This is a genomic window from Peribacillus sp. NPDC101480 (genome assembly GCF_050277335.1).
In the GTDB taxonomy this organism is placed as follows: Bacteria; Bacillota; Bacilli; order Bacillales; family DSM-1321; genus Peribacillus.
In genome coordinates, this window is sequence record NZ_JBNNSB010000001.1 from 454,490 (window position 1) to 471,962 (window position 17,473).

Consider the following 17,473-nt stretch of genomic DNA (forward strand, 5'->3'; position numbering starts at 1 on the left):
GCCCAAGAGATAACTGTTAAACAGTTTCTCCCAGGCTTTTATCCTTCCGTGACACAGCATGCTGTGAGTTTTCTCTCGGACCAGACCAGCAATAAGACGCACTGCGGAACCCTAGAAAACCTTTGACATATGCAATTACCTTTCATTATACATACTTTTTGAACTTACTCAAGATAAAGATTTTTTTGCCAAGGCCATGCCCAATTTGGTCTAATATCAGCAAATGCCCCGTAACGTTTGCAGCAGAGATGACTGAAAAGTTTAATGATAAAAATGGAAGGTGAGCTGTTTGCCACTTTAAAAAATCATCAATTTATCATGACCTGTCAATGGAAAAAAAGAACGTAGGCAGTTTCTGTTTTTAAGGTCAAAAAAGCCCCGAAATCTTATCCGGGGCTTTTTTGACTTGCTATTTAGGCACTCACTGTCCGTTTCCGGGATGAACCTTCTTTTTTATGTGAAACATAGCTATGCAGGATCATTCCTATGATGACGATAAAGATACCGAACCACGATAACGGAGAAGGGATAGGTAAAGATAGGAATAGTAATTCGCCGGCGAGGGCAAAAAGGACCTCCATCGATTGTGTAGCTTCGACTGAAGCTAATTTCTGCATATTTCCACTTACCAAATCGGTCGCCTTGAAAAAAAGGACTGTGGCAATGACACCTGAAAATAGTGCGACCAAAAGGGATTGGAAACTCTGCATCTTCGTCGGTGCCCCTACTGTAAAGAAACCGTACAATGAAAGCAGGAACCAGAATGGCAAACTCGCCAAAGTCATTCCCAATACACGCTGGTAAGCATCTAAACGACCTTCGGATACTTCCATCATTTTGCGATTTCCCAAAGGATATGCAAACGAAGCGATGACGATTGGAATCACTCCCAGCCAAAGATTGGCCATTGAAATGTGTTTAGTATGTTCCAGCTGCATCAGGATGATCCCAAGCAGAATGATCATGGACATGAGGAGGCCTTTCACAGAAACCCTTCCTCTTTGCCTTTCGATCCCATCTTTCGTTTGGACACTTTCAAAAAACAGCGGCGCAAGCAGCGCACCCGAAATGATCGTGATTTGCCAAGTGCCGGCGATCAGCCAGCCAGGTGAGTAGGCGGACGCAAAGCATAAAGGAGCATAAAATAACCCAAATCCGACAAAACTCCAAAGCAGCCAAGGACCTGGCTTTTCTCTCATCACTTGTAAAAGGGGACGCAGGTTTTTTCTGCTCAATACGATACACAACAGAAATGGCACCATGAAGAAATAACGCAGCGAAGCACTCCAAATCCAACTTCCGCCAGACAGCTCCATGGCCTGATTCAAAACAAACGTAAATGCAAAAAAGAAAGCAGAACAAATACCTAATATAATCGGACGCAATTGACTCACCTCAATCTGTTTTATGAGTCAATAAGACTCTGGAAGGATGGCAATCGTTTCGGCTTTCTGAATCCACTGTTTTAAAAGCGGAATGAATTTTCGGAATATTATAAGCGATCAATTTAAATTTTCCTTCAAAAGCAAAAGAAAATCAACAGGATTCTTTTAGGCTAGTGAAATTCATTCTTCATGATTCGACATGACTTAAAAAGAATGCTTGTTGGAATTAAATGAAGGCGTTTCCATTTTAATATTCATTTTAACAATATATACCAACTAAAGAAGCGGGAAACGTTGTCAAGACGCGTGTTATGAAGGTATTACTAATATTTTATATAAAAATCATATAGAGGCAGATAATATATGAAGATACGAGAATTGACGAATATGGTAGGTAGTGGTATCTTAATAGAAGTGCAAATAATGTCGAATGGTGACGAAATATATAAATGCAACATTCGCAAGAAAGTTAGTGGGGTAAATTAAATGAAATCTACAGGTATTGTACGTAAAGTTGACGAATTAGGACGGGTAGTCATTCCAATTGAACTGCGCCGAACATTAGGAATTAATGAGAAAGACGCTCTGGAGATTTATGTAGAACAAGAGCGCATCATCCTTCAAAAATATAAACCAAACATGACTTGTCAGGTTACAGGTGAAGTTTCCGATGACAATATGAAACTTGCTGACGGTAAATTAATACTTAGCCCTGAAGGTGCCGAACTTCTAATTAAAGAAATTCAAGCCAGCATGGAAACTGCTAAATAATTAATATGCTAGATTAATAGCATCCAAGTGTAGGGAGGTTTTCCCTACACTTTTTTTTATATTAAAGGGTGAAATAATAAAAATGATTCGATTCACGGACGAAACCAATTTTTTCATAAAGCTTCTGTGCATTAACATTATCCTTACCTGTCTCCAGTGAAACCCCTTTGGCACCTGTTTCCCGTGCAAAACTGATGGCCGCGTTCAATAACTCCTCGCCAAATCCCTTTTTGCGGGCGGACTCCTTCACGAATAAATCATTCAATACCCATGACCGCATCATACTGACAGACGAAAAAGAAGGATACAATTGTACAAAACCAATTGGATTTCCTTCATCAAACGCCATAAAAACCACAGACTCCCCATTTGTCAGCCTTTCCCTTAAAAACTCCGTTGCGCGACCAGGATCAGAGGTTTGCTCATAAAACACCCTGTATAAATCAAAAAGTTCCGTCAGTGATTCCAGCTCAAGTAATGTAGCCTTTTGTATGCTCATAAATGGACCCTCCAATTGTTAGAATACTCTAAATTTACCATTTAATCATACTTCCCGCCAAATTCAGGACCACATTTTCCGGCGCCAAAAATCAGGATGGAGCCTAAAAAGGCACCATCCTACATGAAAAGGGCTATTAAACCCAAGTTGGGCTGTAAACTCATGGATTATAAGCGATAATACGTCAAATGCAGCAGCAAACTCACGAATTATAAGCTTTTACTTGTGAGTTTTGGCAATTTACTCGTGAAATTAGAACAAATACTCGTGAGTTTGGCCGATTTACTCGTGAAAGGAGCATCATCAAATTGGGACCTAAAATAATAAATCAAATCCTTCATTACTCGAGTGGTTTAGCTTCTAAACCGCCTGTATTAAGGATGTGAACTTTAACGTTTATATCATGTAGTGAATCGTTATCTAAGTAGTCCTTCGGATCATTTATATGATTCTTTTGCCAGTATTTTGTCTCTTTGATATAAAGGATTTTACCTAAGCTTAAAGGATCCGCGTTCTTTTGAATCCCTGTCATGAAGGTTGTTTGGATTTCTTTTTTTATTTGGCTTTCGAATTTTCGTTTTATTTTATCGATATCCATTTGTGTATCAAGCCCCAGTATCTTACCTGATACATCAACGTCAATATTGAATTTGTACTTTCCATCCATGAGAACAGGCTTTACTTGATAATGCGGATGGGAGAAAGAGGCATAGATGTCTTGCTTATTCATGTTAATATTTAAGGGTGTTTTGTTGGTCCTTTTATTGAGCCAGCGTAAACCGCTCAAATCCTTTTCAGAGAACCAGGGCTGGGACACTTTATAGTAAATGACATAAGCACCATCCATATAGATGCTTTTTCTTTTTTTATCTTTTTCCTTCCATACTTTATCGTTCCAGGAAATGGAGGGCAGGATGGTTGTAGATGCTTTTTCCCGTTGATTGGAATAATACCTTTGGACCGTAATGGGTTGGATGAATGATCGATTCCTGTAGACATCCTCAGGAAAATATAATGTCGTGTATAAAGGCGATAAATTAAAATATCCATTAATGGAGAAAAGCTCATCCATGGAACTTTTTGTGGCAAAGATATTGGCTGAATACCTAAGTAACTGGTTTCTGTATATATAATCCACTATTTCTGTACTTTGCAGCTTCAAAACATTTTCACTGATGACAAATGTGGAAACATGCCCTATATAGAGAGACTGTTGAGTATTGCGCATTAGTTTATTAATGGCGATCGAGATGGAACGCGCTTTTTGTTTCCCTACATATACGGGCGGGGCTTGAGTGGGTTTTGCCTCCGTTTTAGCTACCGCAGAGAAGTCCACAAGTTGCGTATAAACAATGTATTCCCCATCTTTGAAATCTATCCCGATGGCCGTTATATAATGAAAATCCTGGATCGTTTTTTCATCCCAGCAGCCTGAAAGTAAAAGGAATAGAGGGATGGTTAATAATATTTTGCAGATGCGGAACATGGCCTTACTGCCCCTTTCTGGTCTTATCATTAGCTGCCAAGGATCGTTTGCTCATGGAATTCCATGGCCTCATTATGAATGAATCCAGTAGTTTAGTGAATATTGGCGGGTTCATTCCGCCAATATATGAAATCCCGAATGAATCAAGCCTGGATAGTAAAGTGACAATGGAAAGGAAACCGATTATCGTGCCATAGATTCCATAAATACAGCTTAGTAACAGCACAAACATGCGCAGAATCGTTACGGCCCCTGTTAAAGACTGGTTTACAAGAGTATAAGATGCGACAGAGGTTACGGCAGTAACCACAAGCATGGTTTGTGAGGTCAGTCCGGCCCTTATCGCGGCATCACCGACAATGAGTCCGCCTACAACGGCAACTGTCTGCCCAACCGCTTTAGGTAACCTGACTCCGGATTCGCGGAATAATTCAAATAAAATGAGCATGAGAATGAATTCCATGGTGGCGGATAAGGGAAGTCCAAGCCTTGAAAGGGTGATGGTGGCCAATAACGGGAACGGCACCTGTTCAATGTTGAAAGCGGAAATGGATATCCAAAACCCCGGCAATAAAATGGTAATGCCAAGCCCCATAAAGCGAAGCAGTCGCTCAAGACTTACAAATAGATAAGGAAGATTCGAATCTTCTGCTGTTTTTATTTGCAATAATAATGTAGAAGGAGCCACGATTATTGTTGGCATTCCGTCCACGATTAGAATGAATCTTCCTTGATTGAGTGCTTCCACTCCAAAGTCGGGGCGACTTGTATAATGAGTGAGTGGAAATATACTAAATTTACTGTTAGTGATCAATTCCTCCAATTGTTGGCTGCTCACCAATATATCAATATCAATGGAGTTAATCTTGGACCTCACATTTTTGACCAGTTCTTTATCAATGATGTCATCCATGTACATTAGTGCGACTTTCGTTTGACTGCGCCTGCCGACAATAAAGTCTTCATAGGCGAGCGATTTTGTTTTTAGCCGCTTTCTGATTAAAGCGGTATTTATGGATAAATCCTCGACAAATCCATCTCTTGGTCCTCTTACAGAGACCTCGAAGGAAGACTCCTCAGGCTGCCTGTTCGGAACATTGGACAAATTTATTGAAAATAACTTTTGGTTTGATGGAATGAATAATAAGGCATTCCCGGAGAAAATCAGCTGCTGGACGCTATTGAATTCACTATCAATTGTCACTTTAGTCAAATCTATCAATGGTTTTAGCTTGTTGATTGCCTCTTCTTCATCGATTCTCTCATCCAATTCCATCATTTTGTTTAACTTTTCCAAAATCCCCTCGTTCAGTAAACTGATATCGGTCATACCCGAGCAATAAAAGATAAGGACAGGAATGGGCCTTTCGGTTTCTCCAATATAAATCGTGTCAAATATGATATCCGAGCTTGAACTGAATAACTCCCGAAATGTCTCCTCCTTTAATTCAGGCAGGGTTGGTTCATTTTTGGATCGTTTCATTCTCATGTCGTTTACCCTCCTTAGATCTAATGAACGTGCCGATAAACAAAAAGGCGGACAAAAGTAACAGGAAATAAAAAGCGCCAGGATAATAAAAAGTTTGGGTCACATGCAAAAACTTGAAATTACTGAATGGTACGATGGAGATGACGACCATGAGAAAGCCGACAGCGAAAAGAATTCCTACCTTCATTTTTTCAGTTTTCCTATTAAAGATTTCCGTTATTAAGAATAATGCCAGTGAAACACGGATATAGGCACCAGCAAGCCATTGATAAATGGAAAAGAAATCTGTATGTTCGATATATTTTCCAATAGTCAGCAGACGCCACTGTTCAAATGCAGGGTACCTCATGGCTTCGGCTAAGGTCGGTCCGAATTCGGCAATTGCAGCTGTTAATGGTCCTAGAAGTAAAAACACTAAACCGAGGCATATGAAAACCAATACTTTCCGACTGATTTTATCAGTAAGCTTTTCCTGGAAAAAAGCGATTAAAATCAGTTCGGCAAGACCATAACCAGAATATTTCATGGCTTTAACGCCATGAAAATAGCCATTCTCGAAAAGGGGAAGGAGGTGGCTATAGTCTTTTGTCGGTATATTTCCGGTCGCAACAAACATGCCAAGAATGACGACTATTGGCAATAATACAGAAGAGCAAATGGCGATGGAGCGCATACCTGAATGGGCAAGGAAGATGCAAAGCAGTGTAAACGGAATGATAATCGCTAAACTTGGGGTTTCAAAAAGAAAGCTTGTCGTAATCCAATCAATCGTTTCCTTTGTGGTGGCCAATACAAGACTGATCAGATAAATCACGATAAAGAATAAAACGATATTTTTAATAGGATTACCAAATCTATTTTCAAGCCAATTTGTAAGGGATTGATTATTCATATTCTTGATTATCCTCGATAATATGTAGACCCAAACCGGTATCAATCCAATAGTCAGGATAGAAAAAAACCAAGAATCCCTTCCGCCGGTGGATAGAAGGAAAGGGATCAAGATAACGTGATTTAGAAGGCCGATTGATAAAAAGAAGATGCTAAGAGTTTGTATCGATCTGATTTTCTTCAAGATGATCCTTTCCCCATTTCCATTGTTTAAAGATTGTATTAATGCAAATGCCATTCTTTTGTTATGGTTGCTAAATGTGGAAATAGTATACGTGCTAATGATATGGATTAAATTTCCTGATGTTTAGTGATGAGCAGTAGAGCAAAGCAAAGTATGCCGGAAAAAGGATTTGTCTTAATTGATAAAGAATATATATAGATGCATTTTTATTGAACATCAAGGGGGAATGAAGGTGGATTTAAGATACCCGATTGGAAAGTTTCAGTTTGATGGGGAGATTACTATTGGTGTAGCCGAGGGGTGGCTCAACGAGATCGATGCTTTGCCTCGGATGCTGCGGGAAGCGGTAGGCAACATGGAAGATGAACAACTGGATACGGCTTATCGGCCTGGAGGATGGACGGTGCGCCAAGTGGTGCATCATGTTGCGGATAGCCATATGAACGCGTATATTCGCATCAAATTGGCCCTTACGGAAGAAAGTCCGGTCATTAAACCATACGAAGAGGGGCAATGGGCAGAGCTGCCTGATTATGATTTGCCGATTGAAGTTTCTCTATCACTGCTCGAAGGTATACATATTCGAATGTGCAAACTTTTATCGGGTCTTCATGCGGATGATTTGAGCAGAACATTCATCAATCCTGATTCGGGAGAGGTGACAGTCGGTGAAAATATAGGGATTTATGCCTGGCACGGACGCCATCACCTGGCTCATATTACTTCTTTATCAAAGCGCCAGGGATGGTGAATATGACTGAGAAAGGTGTGATTACTGTGAATGCCGAAGTGAAAATCGAACAATTAACATCAATCGAAGAACATCTTAATGATCTTTCCGACCTTTTGGTGCAAGTGGTGGATGATGGCGCGTCCATCGGTTTTTTACCTCCCATGGAACGGTCTGAGGCGATTGATTATTGGAGTAGTGCCATAAATCCTGATGTGATTCTATTAGTTGCTAAATTACAGGGTAAGATAGTCGGGAGTGTACAGTTACATTTATGTTCAAAGCAAAACGGCGGCCATCGAGCGGAAATCGCAAAATTAATGACGCATACTGGTTATAGACGAAATGGAATAGGACGTTCACTCATGCTAGAGGCTGAGAAGAGGGTCAAGCAGGAGGGACGGACATTATTGGTCCTGGATACAAGGGAAGGGGATCCTTCTAACTCCCTGTATACATCATTGGGATATATTCAGGCAGGCAGGATTCCTGATTATGCGAAATCTGCAAATGGTGAATTACATCCGACCATGTTTTATTATAAAAATAAAATCGGGTAACGAATTGTAAGGGGGGAATCCAATTGCAAGCTGTAATCGAAAAAGAAGGTAATGGGATTATCGCAAGATTTGATCGCCTGCTCAATCATTCGGTTGAAAAGGTATGGGGTGCTTTAACGGAGAATGATAAGGTGGAAAAGTGGATGTCCAACCTGGAAATGAAAGACCTTCGAAAAGACGGGACCATAAAATTCAATTTCAATGATGGGTCAGGGAAATCTTTTGATATGAAGGTCAGGGACTTCCAAGAATTTTCCGTTTTAGATTTTGAATGGGGGGACGGCTGGGTTCGTTTCGAGGTATCCCCTGAAAAGGATGGATGCTCATTAGTATTGAAAGAATCCATCACGCCAGTTAATGATCATACATCAAAAGATTTGGCAGGCTGGCATATATGCCTTGATATGTTTAGTGATTTACTTAATGGTCATCATCAGGACTTCCCGATGGATGAATGGGAAAAAAGGCATAAGGAATATACGGCCGCCGTCAAACGAATTGAAGGATGAATGGAATGTGTGACATGCAGGTGGATGCATAAGGAAGCGGAAAAGTGAATTTCGGCCAAAACCGAAGTGAGGCTTCTGCCATTAAGGCAGTTTTTTATTGATATTCCAGTTGGCTCCATGTTAAGATGACTTTAACTTTTAAGAAATGGAGGTTTTCCTTGTGACATTTATCAGACTGCGTTTCCAATCTTTGAACCGTTAATTGAATACGTTCAAAGGCTCTGCATGTCCGCAGGGTGAATGGGAATGGTCTGTCTATTTTTAAGGAAACCTTCATTTTACGCTTTAGTGAAAAAAAGAGACGATTTCAACCTCTTTTTTTTGTGTCCAGCTGATGCCGCGACAACCTTTGTGATCAAAGGGTTTCGCTATTCCAGTTGACTTTAAAATAGAAGAATTATTAAGGGGAGAAATACTTTACCTATCCAAGGAGGTCATTTTGGATACGTGTAAAGTGGTGAATTCTCCATTGTATTGACCAAACCGAAGGCCAGTAGGAGATTACTTTTTATCGTGAAAATAATCATCCTCTCAGTTTCTTTAGATAGGTTCTGATCCATTTACTCTAAACACAGGCAGATAGCCTGTGTTTTTTTTAGGGCATTAAGAAAAAAATATTGAAAATAGAATGAGGTGTTTAAGAGATGAAATCATTAAATGAACAAGTAAAGGACAATTGGAAAAAGAATATCACTCTTTTTCTAGGCAGTCAGACCATATCCCTCTTTGGTTCGTCCTTAGTTCAGTATGCCATCATGTGGTATATCACGTTGAATACACAGTCGGGTGTCATGATGACGATATCCATCGTTTGTGGTTTCGTGCCTACCTTTATACTCTCCCCAATCGCGGGGGTATGGGCAGACCGCTATAATCGGAAGATGCTGATCATTCTTTCGGATTCATTGATTGCCATTTCAACGCTGATTTTGGCCATCTTGTTTTTAATCGGCTACGATGAGCTTTGGCTGCTTTTCGTCATGTCCGCTGTCCGGGCGATAGGAACTGGAATCCAGACTCCTGCAGTCGGGGCCATTCTTCCGCAGCTTGTGCCAGAGGATAAACTTACGAAGGTGAATGGGACAAATGGAAGCATTCAAGCGCTGGTGATGCTAGTTTCCCCCATGGTGAGCGGCGCGCTGCTTACGATGGCTTCAATCGAAACCATTTTCTTCATTGATGTGATTACAGCTGCAATTGCCATCTTCACTTTGCTGGCATTTTTGAAAATTCCAGCACATGCGAAGGCATTACAAAAGCAAACTACCAGCTATTTCACCGATTTGAAAGAAGGATTCAGTTATATCAGGAATCACGACTTTCTTAAGAAGTTCTTTATATTTTTCGCATTTTTCTTCGTGCTTGCCGCACCTGTAGCATTTCTTACACCGCTTCAGGTCACACGCTCTTTCGGGAATGATGTTTGGCGGTTGACTGCGATAGAGATCACTTTTGCCATCGGAATGATGCTAGGCGGGATTTTCATGGCTTCGTGGGGAGGCTTTAAAAACAAGATCCATACGATGACACTTGCGAGCCTGATAATTGGCGCCTGTACTTTCGCTCTTGGAATCATCCCCGTTTTCTGGATTTACTTGATCATCATGGGGGTAGTCGGATTGGCGATGCCCATCTTTAATACGCCGTCCATGGTCTTGTTACAGGAGAAGGTAGAGGGTGATCTTCTTGGAAGGGTATTTGGTGTTTTAGGGATGATCTCGACATCGATGATGCCCCTGGGAATGCTAGTATTCGGACCGATATCCGACATCATTAAAATTGAGTTGCTGCTTATAGGAACTGGTTTATTGCTGTTCATTCAAGGTTTTTTCCTGCTGGGCAGCAAAGTGTTGATCGAAGCCGGAAAACCAATCTCGAAAGATGCCCCCGAGTAATGGTACACGGGACATCATGTGAGCTGAAGGACTGGAGCCAGAAGGGTATTGGATATTAGGGCAGCACTCCAGTTTTTTATTCTTATTACACCATGAAAGTCATCATTAGATTGGCTAAGGAGGAAAAGATGGATTTTTTGGGAAAGTTATTTAATTGGATGGTAGTTATCGGAATGATCCTACTTATAGGACGACTGCTTACGATGGCGTTTTTATTTCTGGAAATTCCATTTACGACCTTTTTTAAGGACTACAGTCTCATTTCGATCATCATTTTAATAATAGGTGCAATTGGTCAGCAATTCACCAAACCGGGTAAAAGGTAAATTGGTTTGAGTTATCATCTTTCCTTTTCATGGGAAATGATCAGCTTCGAATCCAACAGATCGACATATTCTATTGTCGGTCTAAAGTTTTTCTGGAAAAACGGAAGGTATGAGACTCCGCGCAAAGCGAGTGCCTGGAGTGGAAAGTGAGTTCACTAAGTTCCTGACGAATTGAAAGCCAATTCCGTTGAATATGCAAAACAGCATGTCGTTGCGCATGATGATATCATTACAGGTGATGGTCCGGATGGTGCAAAAGAATTCGGAGAGAGCCTAGCTGCAGCATTACGCTAAATCTCGTTTTCTGCTAACCTTGTTATTACCCATTTGAAACCCTTGGATTCTATGTAATCCAAGGGTTTTTTGAATTTGAAAACGCAATAAGTTCTTTATACCTACATATTTATCCTTAATTGGCAATTGACAAGGTTTGATTAGGTATATAGTATGTTTATGTGGAAAAATAAAGTAAGTGATCGTAAATAAGGAAGGATCCATTTTGAGCATAGATTGAATCTTTGTTTTCACACAGGTAAGCGAAGCATTTTTGCAGGTCAAATAAAAAGGGGAAATTATTAATGAGAAGTTCATCGATTGAAAAGAAAGAAAAAGTGAAGAGGAGGATATCGGTCCGGATAAAATGGTTATTATTTATATGCACATCCGTTTTTCTAGCTATTGTCGTATCCGTTTCGATAATGGGGGTAAAAGTGACCTCCATTTTTAAAGAAGATAGTATATCCATCAACAAAAGCTCGGCCCAAAATGCGGCGGCACAAATCAATTTGAGCATGGCCACGTATGAGAATTCGCTAGAGCAGTTATCACAGCTAGTTTCCAATCAGATCAAGAATGGTGATTCAATCAAGGATATCCAAAAAACGATAGAGGCATTTCAAAAGAACAATGAAGATTTAATTTCTGTTTATTATATGGATGGATCGGATGGTTCCTTGTATGCTTCGCCCCAAATGGATTTCAATCAGGATGCAAGGGAGACCAAGACATATACGCAGCTGACCGAAAGGCCAGAAACGAAATGGATGGATGTGTATAAGGATGGAGTTTCAGGGATGATCATGACTTCCGTTGTAACGCCCGTTTTATCGGACGGGAAAATGGCAGGAGCCCTGGGCTATGACATCGACCTTTCGACAATCGGGAAAATGAGGACAACCATCGAAAAAGAGTCCACTAGCAATCTGGTTATATTGGATTCACAAGGTTTTATTGTGAGTTCATTCATGCAGGGGATGGACGGGAAGAATATGAATCCTGAAAAAAGCGGGATGGAAGTAGGTGTGGAGGATTTCATGGCGGATACTGACCGATTCAATTCAGAGTTCAAGTGGGTGGCCGACATGTATAATGGCAACGTCAAGGCGAATCAGGCCTTGACGTTGGAAGGTGAAGATTATACAGGTGAATTGAGTACGGTCCCTGAAGTGAACTGGAAGGTTTTGGCGCTCAATCCAGATAAAATACTGCAATCAAAGCTGGATGACATTAATAGAATCGTAGTGATATCAGGTATTTTAGGTCTTCTATTCGGGACGGCATGTGCTCTTTATCTAGCAGGAAAGTTAACGAAGATCATGGCCGACTTCCAAAAAATCATAGAAAAGACAGCTAATGGGGATTTAGTGTCCGAATTTGCCATTAAATCCAATGATGAGATTGGGGACTTAAGCAAAAGCTATAACTCGATGTTGGGGAAATTAAGAGGATTGGTTGCCAAGGTAAACGGCAATGCGGAATCGGTGACAAAGGCCAATGCCGGCTTAAGCCAAATAGCTGCTGAGAATAGTGCGGCCATTACAGATGTTTCACGCGCGATAGAAGAGATTGCAGCGGGAGCATCGAATCAATCTGAACAAGTGGAGCATGGTGCGGGCACGATCCAGGTTCTTAGTGGCGAAATCGATGGGTTATCAAAAAAATCGAGGGAGACCCAAACCGTATTGGAGCTTGCATCTGAAAAAATAGAGTCAGGGAAACAACAGGTAAGTGGCTTGGAAACGTCGTACCATAAATTAGAAATGGCTTTTGCTGCAGTCAACAGCATGAGCTTAAGACTTGTGGAAAAATCAAAAACCATTTCCGATGTCACGAATGCCATCTCGAAAATATCGGAACAAACCAATTTGTTATCTTTGAATGCATCCATAGAAGCGGCAAGGGCAGGTGAGTCCGGCAAAGGGTTTGCCGTCGTGGCGAATGAAGTAAGGAGCTTGGCTGATGATTCAAAAGAAGCTACAAAAAACATTCAAGCCATCATCCAAAGCATTCTATCAGATACAGAGGAATTGCTGAGGACGACCAATGAAACGAATCAAATCAGCAAGGATCAGAAAAATGCTGTGATCACGGTAAGTGAAGCCATGAAAGAGCTGGAGGATTCCGTTGAGGAGATTTCTAATTCGATCCAGGAAGAAACACGATCCATTGAAAGTATCAATCAACAGAAAGAAACGGTTATTAAAGTAATAGAAGAAATCACCGCCGTATCTCAGCAAACGACAGCTTCATCAGAGGAAATTGCATCATCGATGGAGGAACAAGCAGCTTCATCCAATGAACTAGCTCAATATACACAGCAGCTATCACAGTTAATAAATGATTTGGAGCATACGCTCGGGGAATTTCAGATAAAGGATTAGAGGAACGGACAACATAAGTGTTTCGAAAAGGGGAGGCCACTAAGTGGTCTCCCCTTTGTTGTATTGCCATTGACCCTGATTTCTGTGAACTGGGCATCTCTCTTTAGTGGACAAAATCACTAGAAGTACAAAAGTACAATTTAGAAGGACTGGTCAAGTATCCATGCTTTTTTTACAAAGGGGAATAATATATAGGAATCGGACAAGTAGGGTCCAATGGCTCAAGGCCCAAAAAGGGGAGAACAACATGCATTTCGAAATAGGAATGACTATTTTTGTGTTCGTCATGACAATGATAGTTATATTGTGGAGGCCAGGAGGTATCAATGAAGCATGGCCAGCTTCAATCGGTGCAGTGATAATTTTACTGAATGGCACAGTATCCCAAGGCGATATTTTGGATATCATCAATAAAATCGGGGGCGCATCGATCACCATCATGGCAACGATTGTCATGGCAGTCATCTTGGAAAGTTTCGGATTTTTTCACTGGGCGGCTGCGAGACTTGCGATCCTTGCCAAAGGATCGGGGTATCGTCTGTATTGGTACATTCAATTATTGTGCTTTTTAATGACCTTGTTATTCAATAACGACGGCAGCATCATGATTACGACCCCCATCTTGATCTTGCTTTTGAAAAATCTCAGATTAAAGCCGCATGAAGCCATCCCGTATCTTTTGAGTGGAGCATTGATTGCAACAGCTTCAAGTGCGCCTATTGGTGTGAGTAATATTGTTAATTTAATCGCTTTGAAAATTGTGCACATGACGCTTTATATGCATACTGCCATGATGTTTGTACCTGCAACTTTGGGGTTGGTCTTCATGTCATGGTTGATGTTCGTAGTGGTCAAGAAAAAATTGCCCAAGAAACTGCCAAAAATTTCTTATGACATTGAGGAAAGTTTCTTCACTAAGAATTTCCACCCCCTAAAGGGGAAAGTGACGGTTGAAACAAAAAGGCAACGCACAAAATTCATGTTGAAAGTATTGCTCTATGTGTTCGTGGTGCGCTGTTTACTCTTTGTAGCTTCTTATTTTTCCATTCCAATCGAGTGGGTTGCTGTACTTGGCTCTTTATCTTTACTGATCTGGAGGTGGTACCATTTACGGACAAACCCTGTCGATATCTTAAAAAAGACCCCATGGCACATCCTGATATTCGCATTCTCCATGTATGTGATCATTTATGGTCTACATAATGTAGGCCTTACAGACATGCTCGTACAGATATGCGAACCGATTGTAAATCAAGGGTTACTGAGTGCGAGCTTTGTCATGGGAGGATTGGTTTCGATTCTATCAAACATCTTCAATAATCATCCAGCATTAATGATAGGTACCATTACCTTAACCGAAATGGGACTGGATCCGATCACATTAAAAACTATCTATCTAGCTAATATAATCGGTAGTGACATGGGATCATTGTTATTGCCCATCGGTACTCTTGCCTCACTTATCTGGATGCACATCCTGAAACAAAACAAAGTGAAAATTAAGTGGAAAGATTATTTAAGTGTAACCCTGATAGTCATACCAATAACGACAGTGGTGACACTGCTCTTATTATTTTATTGGGTGCAAATGATTTTTAGCTGAATAACCCCCTAGGAGGAGATAGTAATGAGTGATGCGTTTGCATTACTGGGTAAACAGATTGATGTCCAAATCTCAGGAAAAAAAACTTTCAAAGGAATTCTAACTGATCTGAGCACGGATATTCTAGTGTTGTTTAATGGACAGCAGTTTTTGTATTTTCCTATGCTGCACGTCCATAAATTCAATCTGAGTACAGAGATTGATAACGAGATCAAAAATCCTATGGAGTCCCCCATAATGGAAGACATGGCGTCGATTTCCTATCGTAAAACACTAATGAACGCAAAAGGGGTTTTTTCAGAAATCCATGTTGCTGGACACATTCCTTTACACGGCTATATAACCAATGTTTTCAATGATTACTTTGCATTCTACTCGCCTGTATATAAAATGATGTATGTCTCGCTGCATCACCTTAAATGGCTTACCCCGTACAATCAAAGTGCCACACCCTATACACTCAGTAAAGAGAGTTTTCCCGTCAACCCTTCAGATGTGCCAATGCTGCGTTCTTTGGAAGACCAATTAAAGAAAAATGCAGGAAAGCTAGTAGTATTTGATGGGGGAGAGGACCCGATGAAAATCGGTATGCTTAAAAAGGCGGAAAACAACTTGGTTGAATTAACGACAGCCAGTGGAGAACATGTGTTTTTGAAGCTTTCACATATTAAAACGGTGTACATGCCATAGATTCTTAGAAACGAGGGGAAGGCCATTAAGCTTTCCCCTTTTTTCTTCTGCTAGATGATGGGTGATGATATCAATGGATTCGGGTTCCTGATCCTTTTTTAGAGTTGCCAAGCTATATGTGTAGTTCATCACGTTACAGCAAGGTCTGTTTATGCCAAACCTCAAATGCGTTGCCCCTCCTAAACTATGTTGCATATCTTCACTCCTATATCGTTAGTACGACTTTATCATCACTGGCCTCAGCTAACTTTACCCATTCTGTCCAAAAAAATAAAATCTTCTAGTAATTTTCCGATTCCAACCATGAACATTTCTCCATGACCTGGGTAGCTATAGGGAAAGTCACACTGTGACGGTAAAAGAGCATAATATAGGAATAATGGTTTGTTTTTAAAGTGGTTTTATTGAATCGGATTGATGATAATTTGTGAAAATAGGCTAAATGTTTTATTCTGTTCGCCGATAATATGGAAGTGTTGAGAGTTAAGGCTCATTTTTTTGGGTGGATGATAGGATAAAAGATTCGTGTGATGGAGTTTACTTGAACATCGTATATTTAAAAATATTTCAGCTATAAAGGAAGGTTAAAATGTTTAACGGAAAATTAAGCGGTATGATACTTACATTGGTATTCATGATCAATTTCACTTTTTTACCTGGCTTAATGGTCGAGGCAGCAGAGCCTGTGCATACTGTAACCTCTGGCGAAACGGTTGAATCGATTGCCAAGACATATGAGATATCGGCTGAACAATTAATGAAAACGAATGGTTTACCGGATGATAAGTTATTTGCGGGCCAAAGGTTGACAATCATTCACACGGCGTATACTCCTTCCATCTTTCAATGGTCGGAGAGAGGAAAAAAAATTGCAAACTATGCGAAATCCTTTATAGGGTTTAAAAAGACAGCTGGAGAGGAGACGCCTGAAAAAGGATTTGATTCGAGCGGATTGATTCATTGGGTGCTTTCCCGGCAAAATGTGCCGGTCGACCGTTTGACAGTAGATGGTTTTTATAAGCAAGGGATGGATACAGCCACTCCGAAAACGGGGGATATTATATTCTTTCTGGAAAAAGACAGCTTAAAAGTCGTGACTGCGGGTATTTATGTCGGCAAAAACCAATTTATCAATTCTGGATATGGTGCGGAAACGGTGCAGGTGAGATCCACTACAGAAGATTACTTTGCAAAATACCAAGTGGCGTACAAAACATATACGCCTAAAGGAGAGCATATCGTCCAAACGGGAGAAACGCTTAAAAGTATATCGGAGAATTATAGCATTTCCATGAGGACGATCAAAAGTCGCAACGCTTTAAGTACGGATGAATTGATGCAAGGGCAGTATCTTCAACTATACAGCAACCCGTTGTATCCGTTTTATGTAAACCAGGAGGCTGCATATGATAAAGCATATGATGTCATCAAGTATGCATACACTCTACGCGGATTCAACTATGTTTTCGGTGGGGAAGATCCGATGATCGGAATGGATTGCAGCGGATTCATTTATTGGGTCATGAAGGAACAGGGCCTTTCAGTAAAACGGGGTTCTGCAGCGGATTACTTCTCATTACTGTCCAAAATCGAAAATCCAAAGGCAGGGGATTTAGTGTTTTTTAGGGACACAGGAACAAGGCTGGGTGTGACCCACGTAGGTATTTATCTAGGTGATGGCCGTTTTCTCCATACAACGGAAAACACGGGCGTTCATATCTCCAATCTTTCGTCAGTTTATTTTGCCGAGAAATTCGAAAGCTTCGGCCAAGTTGAAAGCCTTATGGACTAAGAA

16 protein-coding genes, 1 pseudogene and 1 riboswitch are annotated in these 17,473 nt (G+C 40.7%); of the genes and pseudogenes, 11 read left to right on the plus strand and 6 right to left on the minus strand.

The features are described 5' to 3' along the window. Nucleotides 1-25: 25 nt before the first annotated feature. Nucleotides 26-126: riboswitch (guanidine-I (ykkC/yxkD leader) on the minus strand. Between the two features lie 287 nt (nucleotides 127-413). Then, a complete protein-coding gene (locus ACQKMF_RS02350) occupies nucleotides 414-1,385 on the minus strand; it encodes a DMT family transporter (RefSeq protein ID WP_101223076.1) in 972 nt (323 codons plus the stop codon). 486 nt (nucleotides 1,386-1,871) lie between these two features. Between ACQKMF_RS02350 and ACQKMF_RS02355 the strand changes: the two genes are divergently transcribed. Then, complete coding sequence (locus tag ACQKMF_RS02355; RefSeq protein WP_053536026.1) at nucleotides 1,872-2,156, plus strand: AbrB/MazE/SpoVT family DNA-binding domain-containing protein; 285 nt, start codon at nucleotides 1,872-1,874, stop codon at nucleotides 2,154-2,156. Nucleotides 2,157-2,217: 61 nt separating this feature from the next. Here ACQKMF_RS02355 and ACQKMF_RS02360 read toward each other — a convergent pair whose 3' ends face one another. From ACQKMF_RS02360 to ACQKMF_RS02375, 4 genes are all read right to left on the minus strand, one after another. Next, complete coding sequence (locus ACQKMF_RS02360; protein WP_427571629.1) at nucleotides 2,218-2,655, minus strand: GNAT family N-acetyltransferase; 438 nt, start codon at nucleotides 2,653-2,655, stop codon at nucleotides 2,218-2,220. 340 nt (nucleotides 2,656-2,995) lie between these two features. Then, on the minus strand, nucleotides 2,996-4,141 hold the full coding sequence (locus tag ACQKMF_RS02365; RefSeq protein WP_402939188.1) for a Ger(x)C family spore germination protein: 1,146 nt from the start codon (nucleotides 4,139-4,141) through the stop codon (nucleotides 2,996-2,998). Between the two features lie 4 nt (nucleotides 4,142-4,145). Further along, entirely contained in the window at nucleotides 4,146-5,630 is a 1,485-nt protein-coding gene (locus ACQKMF_RS02370; RefSeq protein ID WP_402939185.1) for a spore germination protein, read from the minus strand. Then, a complete protein-coding gene (locus tag ACQKMF_RS02375) occupies nucleotides 5,605-6,705 on the minus strand; it encodes an endospore germination permease (protein ID WP_402939182.1) in 1,101 nt (366 codons plus the stop codon). Before ACQKMF_RS02375 ends, ACQKMF_RS02370 begins: the two co-directional genes overlap by 26 nt. Nucleotides 6,706-6,931: 226 nt before the next feature. Here ACQKMF_RS02375 and ACQKMF_RS02380 point away from each other — a divergent pair, with 226 nt between their 5' ends. The 9 genes and pseudogenes from ACQKMF_RS02380 to ACQKMF_RS02420 all read left to right on the plus strand — a co-directional run bounded on the left by ACQKMF_RS02380 (nucleotide 6,932) and on the right by ACQKMF_RS02420 (nucleotide 15,678). After that, a complete protein-coding gene (locus ACQKMF_RS02380) occupies nucleotides 6,932-7,456 on the plus strand; it encodes a YfiT family bacillithiol transferase (RefSeq protein ID WP_427571632.1) in 525 nt (174 codons plus the stop codon). 2 nt (nucleotides 7,457-7,458) lie between these two features. Further along, entirely contained in the window at nucleotides 7,459-7,995 is a 537-nt protein-coding gene (locus tag ACQKMF_RS02385; RefSeq protein ID WP_427571634.1) for an N-acetyltransferase family protein, read from the plus strand. 23 nt (nucleotides 7,996-8,018) lie between these two features. After that, the gene (locus ACQKMF_RS02390) at nucleotides 8,019-8,504 is read left to right on the plus strand and encodes an SRPBCC family protein (protein WP_427571636.1); all 486 of its coding nucleotides are present in this window, start codon (nucleotides 8,019-8,021) and stop codon (nucleotides 8,502-8,504) included. Nucleotides 8,505-9,148: 644 nt separating this feature from the next. Further along, on the plus strand, nucleotides 9,149-10,399 hold the full coding sequence (locus tag ACQKMF_RS02395) for an MFS transporter (RefSeq protein WP_427571638.1): 1,251 nt from the start codon (nucleotides 9,149-9,151) through the stop codon (nucleotides 10,397-10,399). 128 nt (nucleotides 10,400-10,527) lie between these two features. Further along, nucleotides 10,528-10,725 carry a hypothetical protein gene (locus ACQKMF_RS02400; protein ID WP_101223067.1) on the plus strand — a complete coding sequence of 66 codons (198 nt, stop codon included), beginning with the start codon at nucleotides 10,528-10,530 and terminating at the stop codon, nucleotides 10,723-10,725. Nucleotides 10,726-10,890: 165 nt separating this feature from the next. After that, nucleotides 10,891-11,019, plus strand: a pseudogene (locus ACQKMF_RS02405) (DJ-1/PfpI family protein); the annotation flags it as partial. Between the two features lie 284 nt (nucleotides 11,020-11,303). Continuing rightward, nucleotides 11,304-13,385 carry a methyl-accepting chemotaxis protein gene (locus tag ACQKMF_RS02410; RefSeq protein WP_101223065.1) on the plus strand — a complete coding sequence of 694 codons (2,082 nt, stop codon included), beginning with the start codon at nucleotides 11,304-11,306 and terminating at the stop codon, nucleotides 13,383-13,385. Nucleotides 13,386-13,632: 247 nt separating this feature from the next. Next, the gene (locus tag ACQKMF_RS02415) at nucleotides 13,633-14,988 is read left to right on the plus strand and encodes an arsenic transporter (RefSeq protein WP_402939163.1); all 1,356 of its coding nucleotides are present in this window, start codon (nucleotides 13,633-13,635) and stop codon (nucleotides 14,986-14,988) included. Between the two features lie 24 nt (nucleotides 14,989-15,012). Continuing rightward, nucleotides 15,013-15,678, plus strand: a complete 666-nt coding sequence (locus ACQKMF_RS02420) for a DUF2642 domain-containing protein (RefSeq protein WP_101223063.1) — start codon at nucleotides 15,013-15,015, stop codon at nucleotides 15,676-15,678. Here ACQKMF_RS02420 and ACQKMF_RS02425 read toward each other — a convergent pair. Further along, nucleotides 15,649-15,873 (minus strand): hypothetical protein, encoded by a 225-nt coding sequence (locus ACQKMF_RS02425; protein ID WP_402939160.1) that lies wholly within the window; start codon nucleotides 15,871-15,873, stop codon nucleotides 15,649-15,651. The genes ACQKMF_RS02420 and ACQKMF_RS02425 overlap by 30 nt on opposite strands. Before the next feature lie 394 nt (nucleotides 15,874-16,267). Here ACQKMF_RS02425 and ACQKMF_RS02430 point away from each other — a divergent pair, with 394 nt between their 5' ends. Further along, on the plus strand, nucleotides 16,268-17,470 hold the full coding sequence (locus tag ACQKMF_RS02430) for an NlpC/P60 family protein (RefSeq protein WP_427571641.1): 1,203 nt from the start codon (nucleotides 16,268-16,270) through the stop codon (nucleotides 17,468-17,470). The last annotated feature ends 3 nt before the right edge of the window (nucleotides 17,471-17,473 follow it).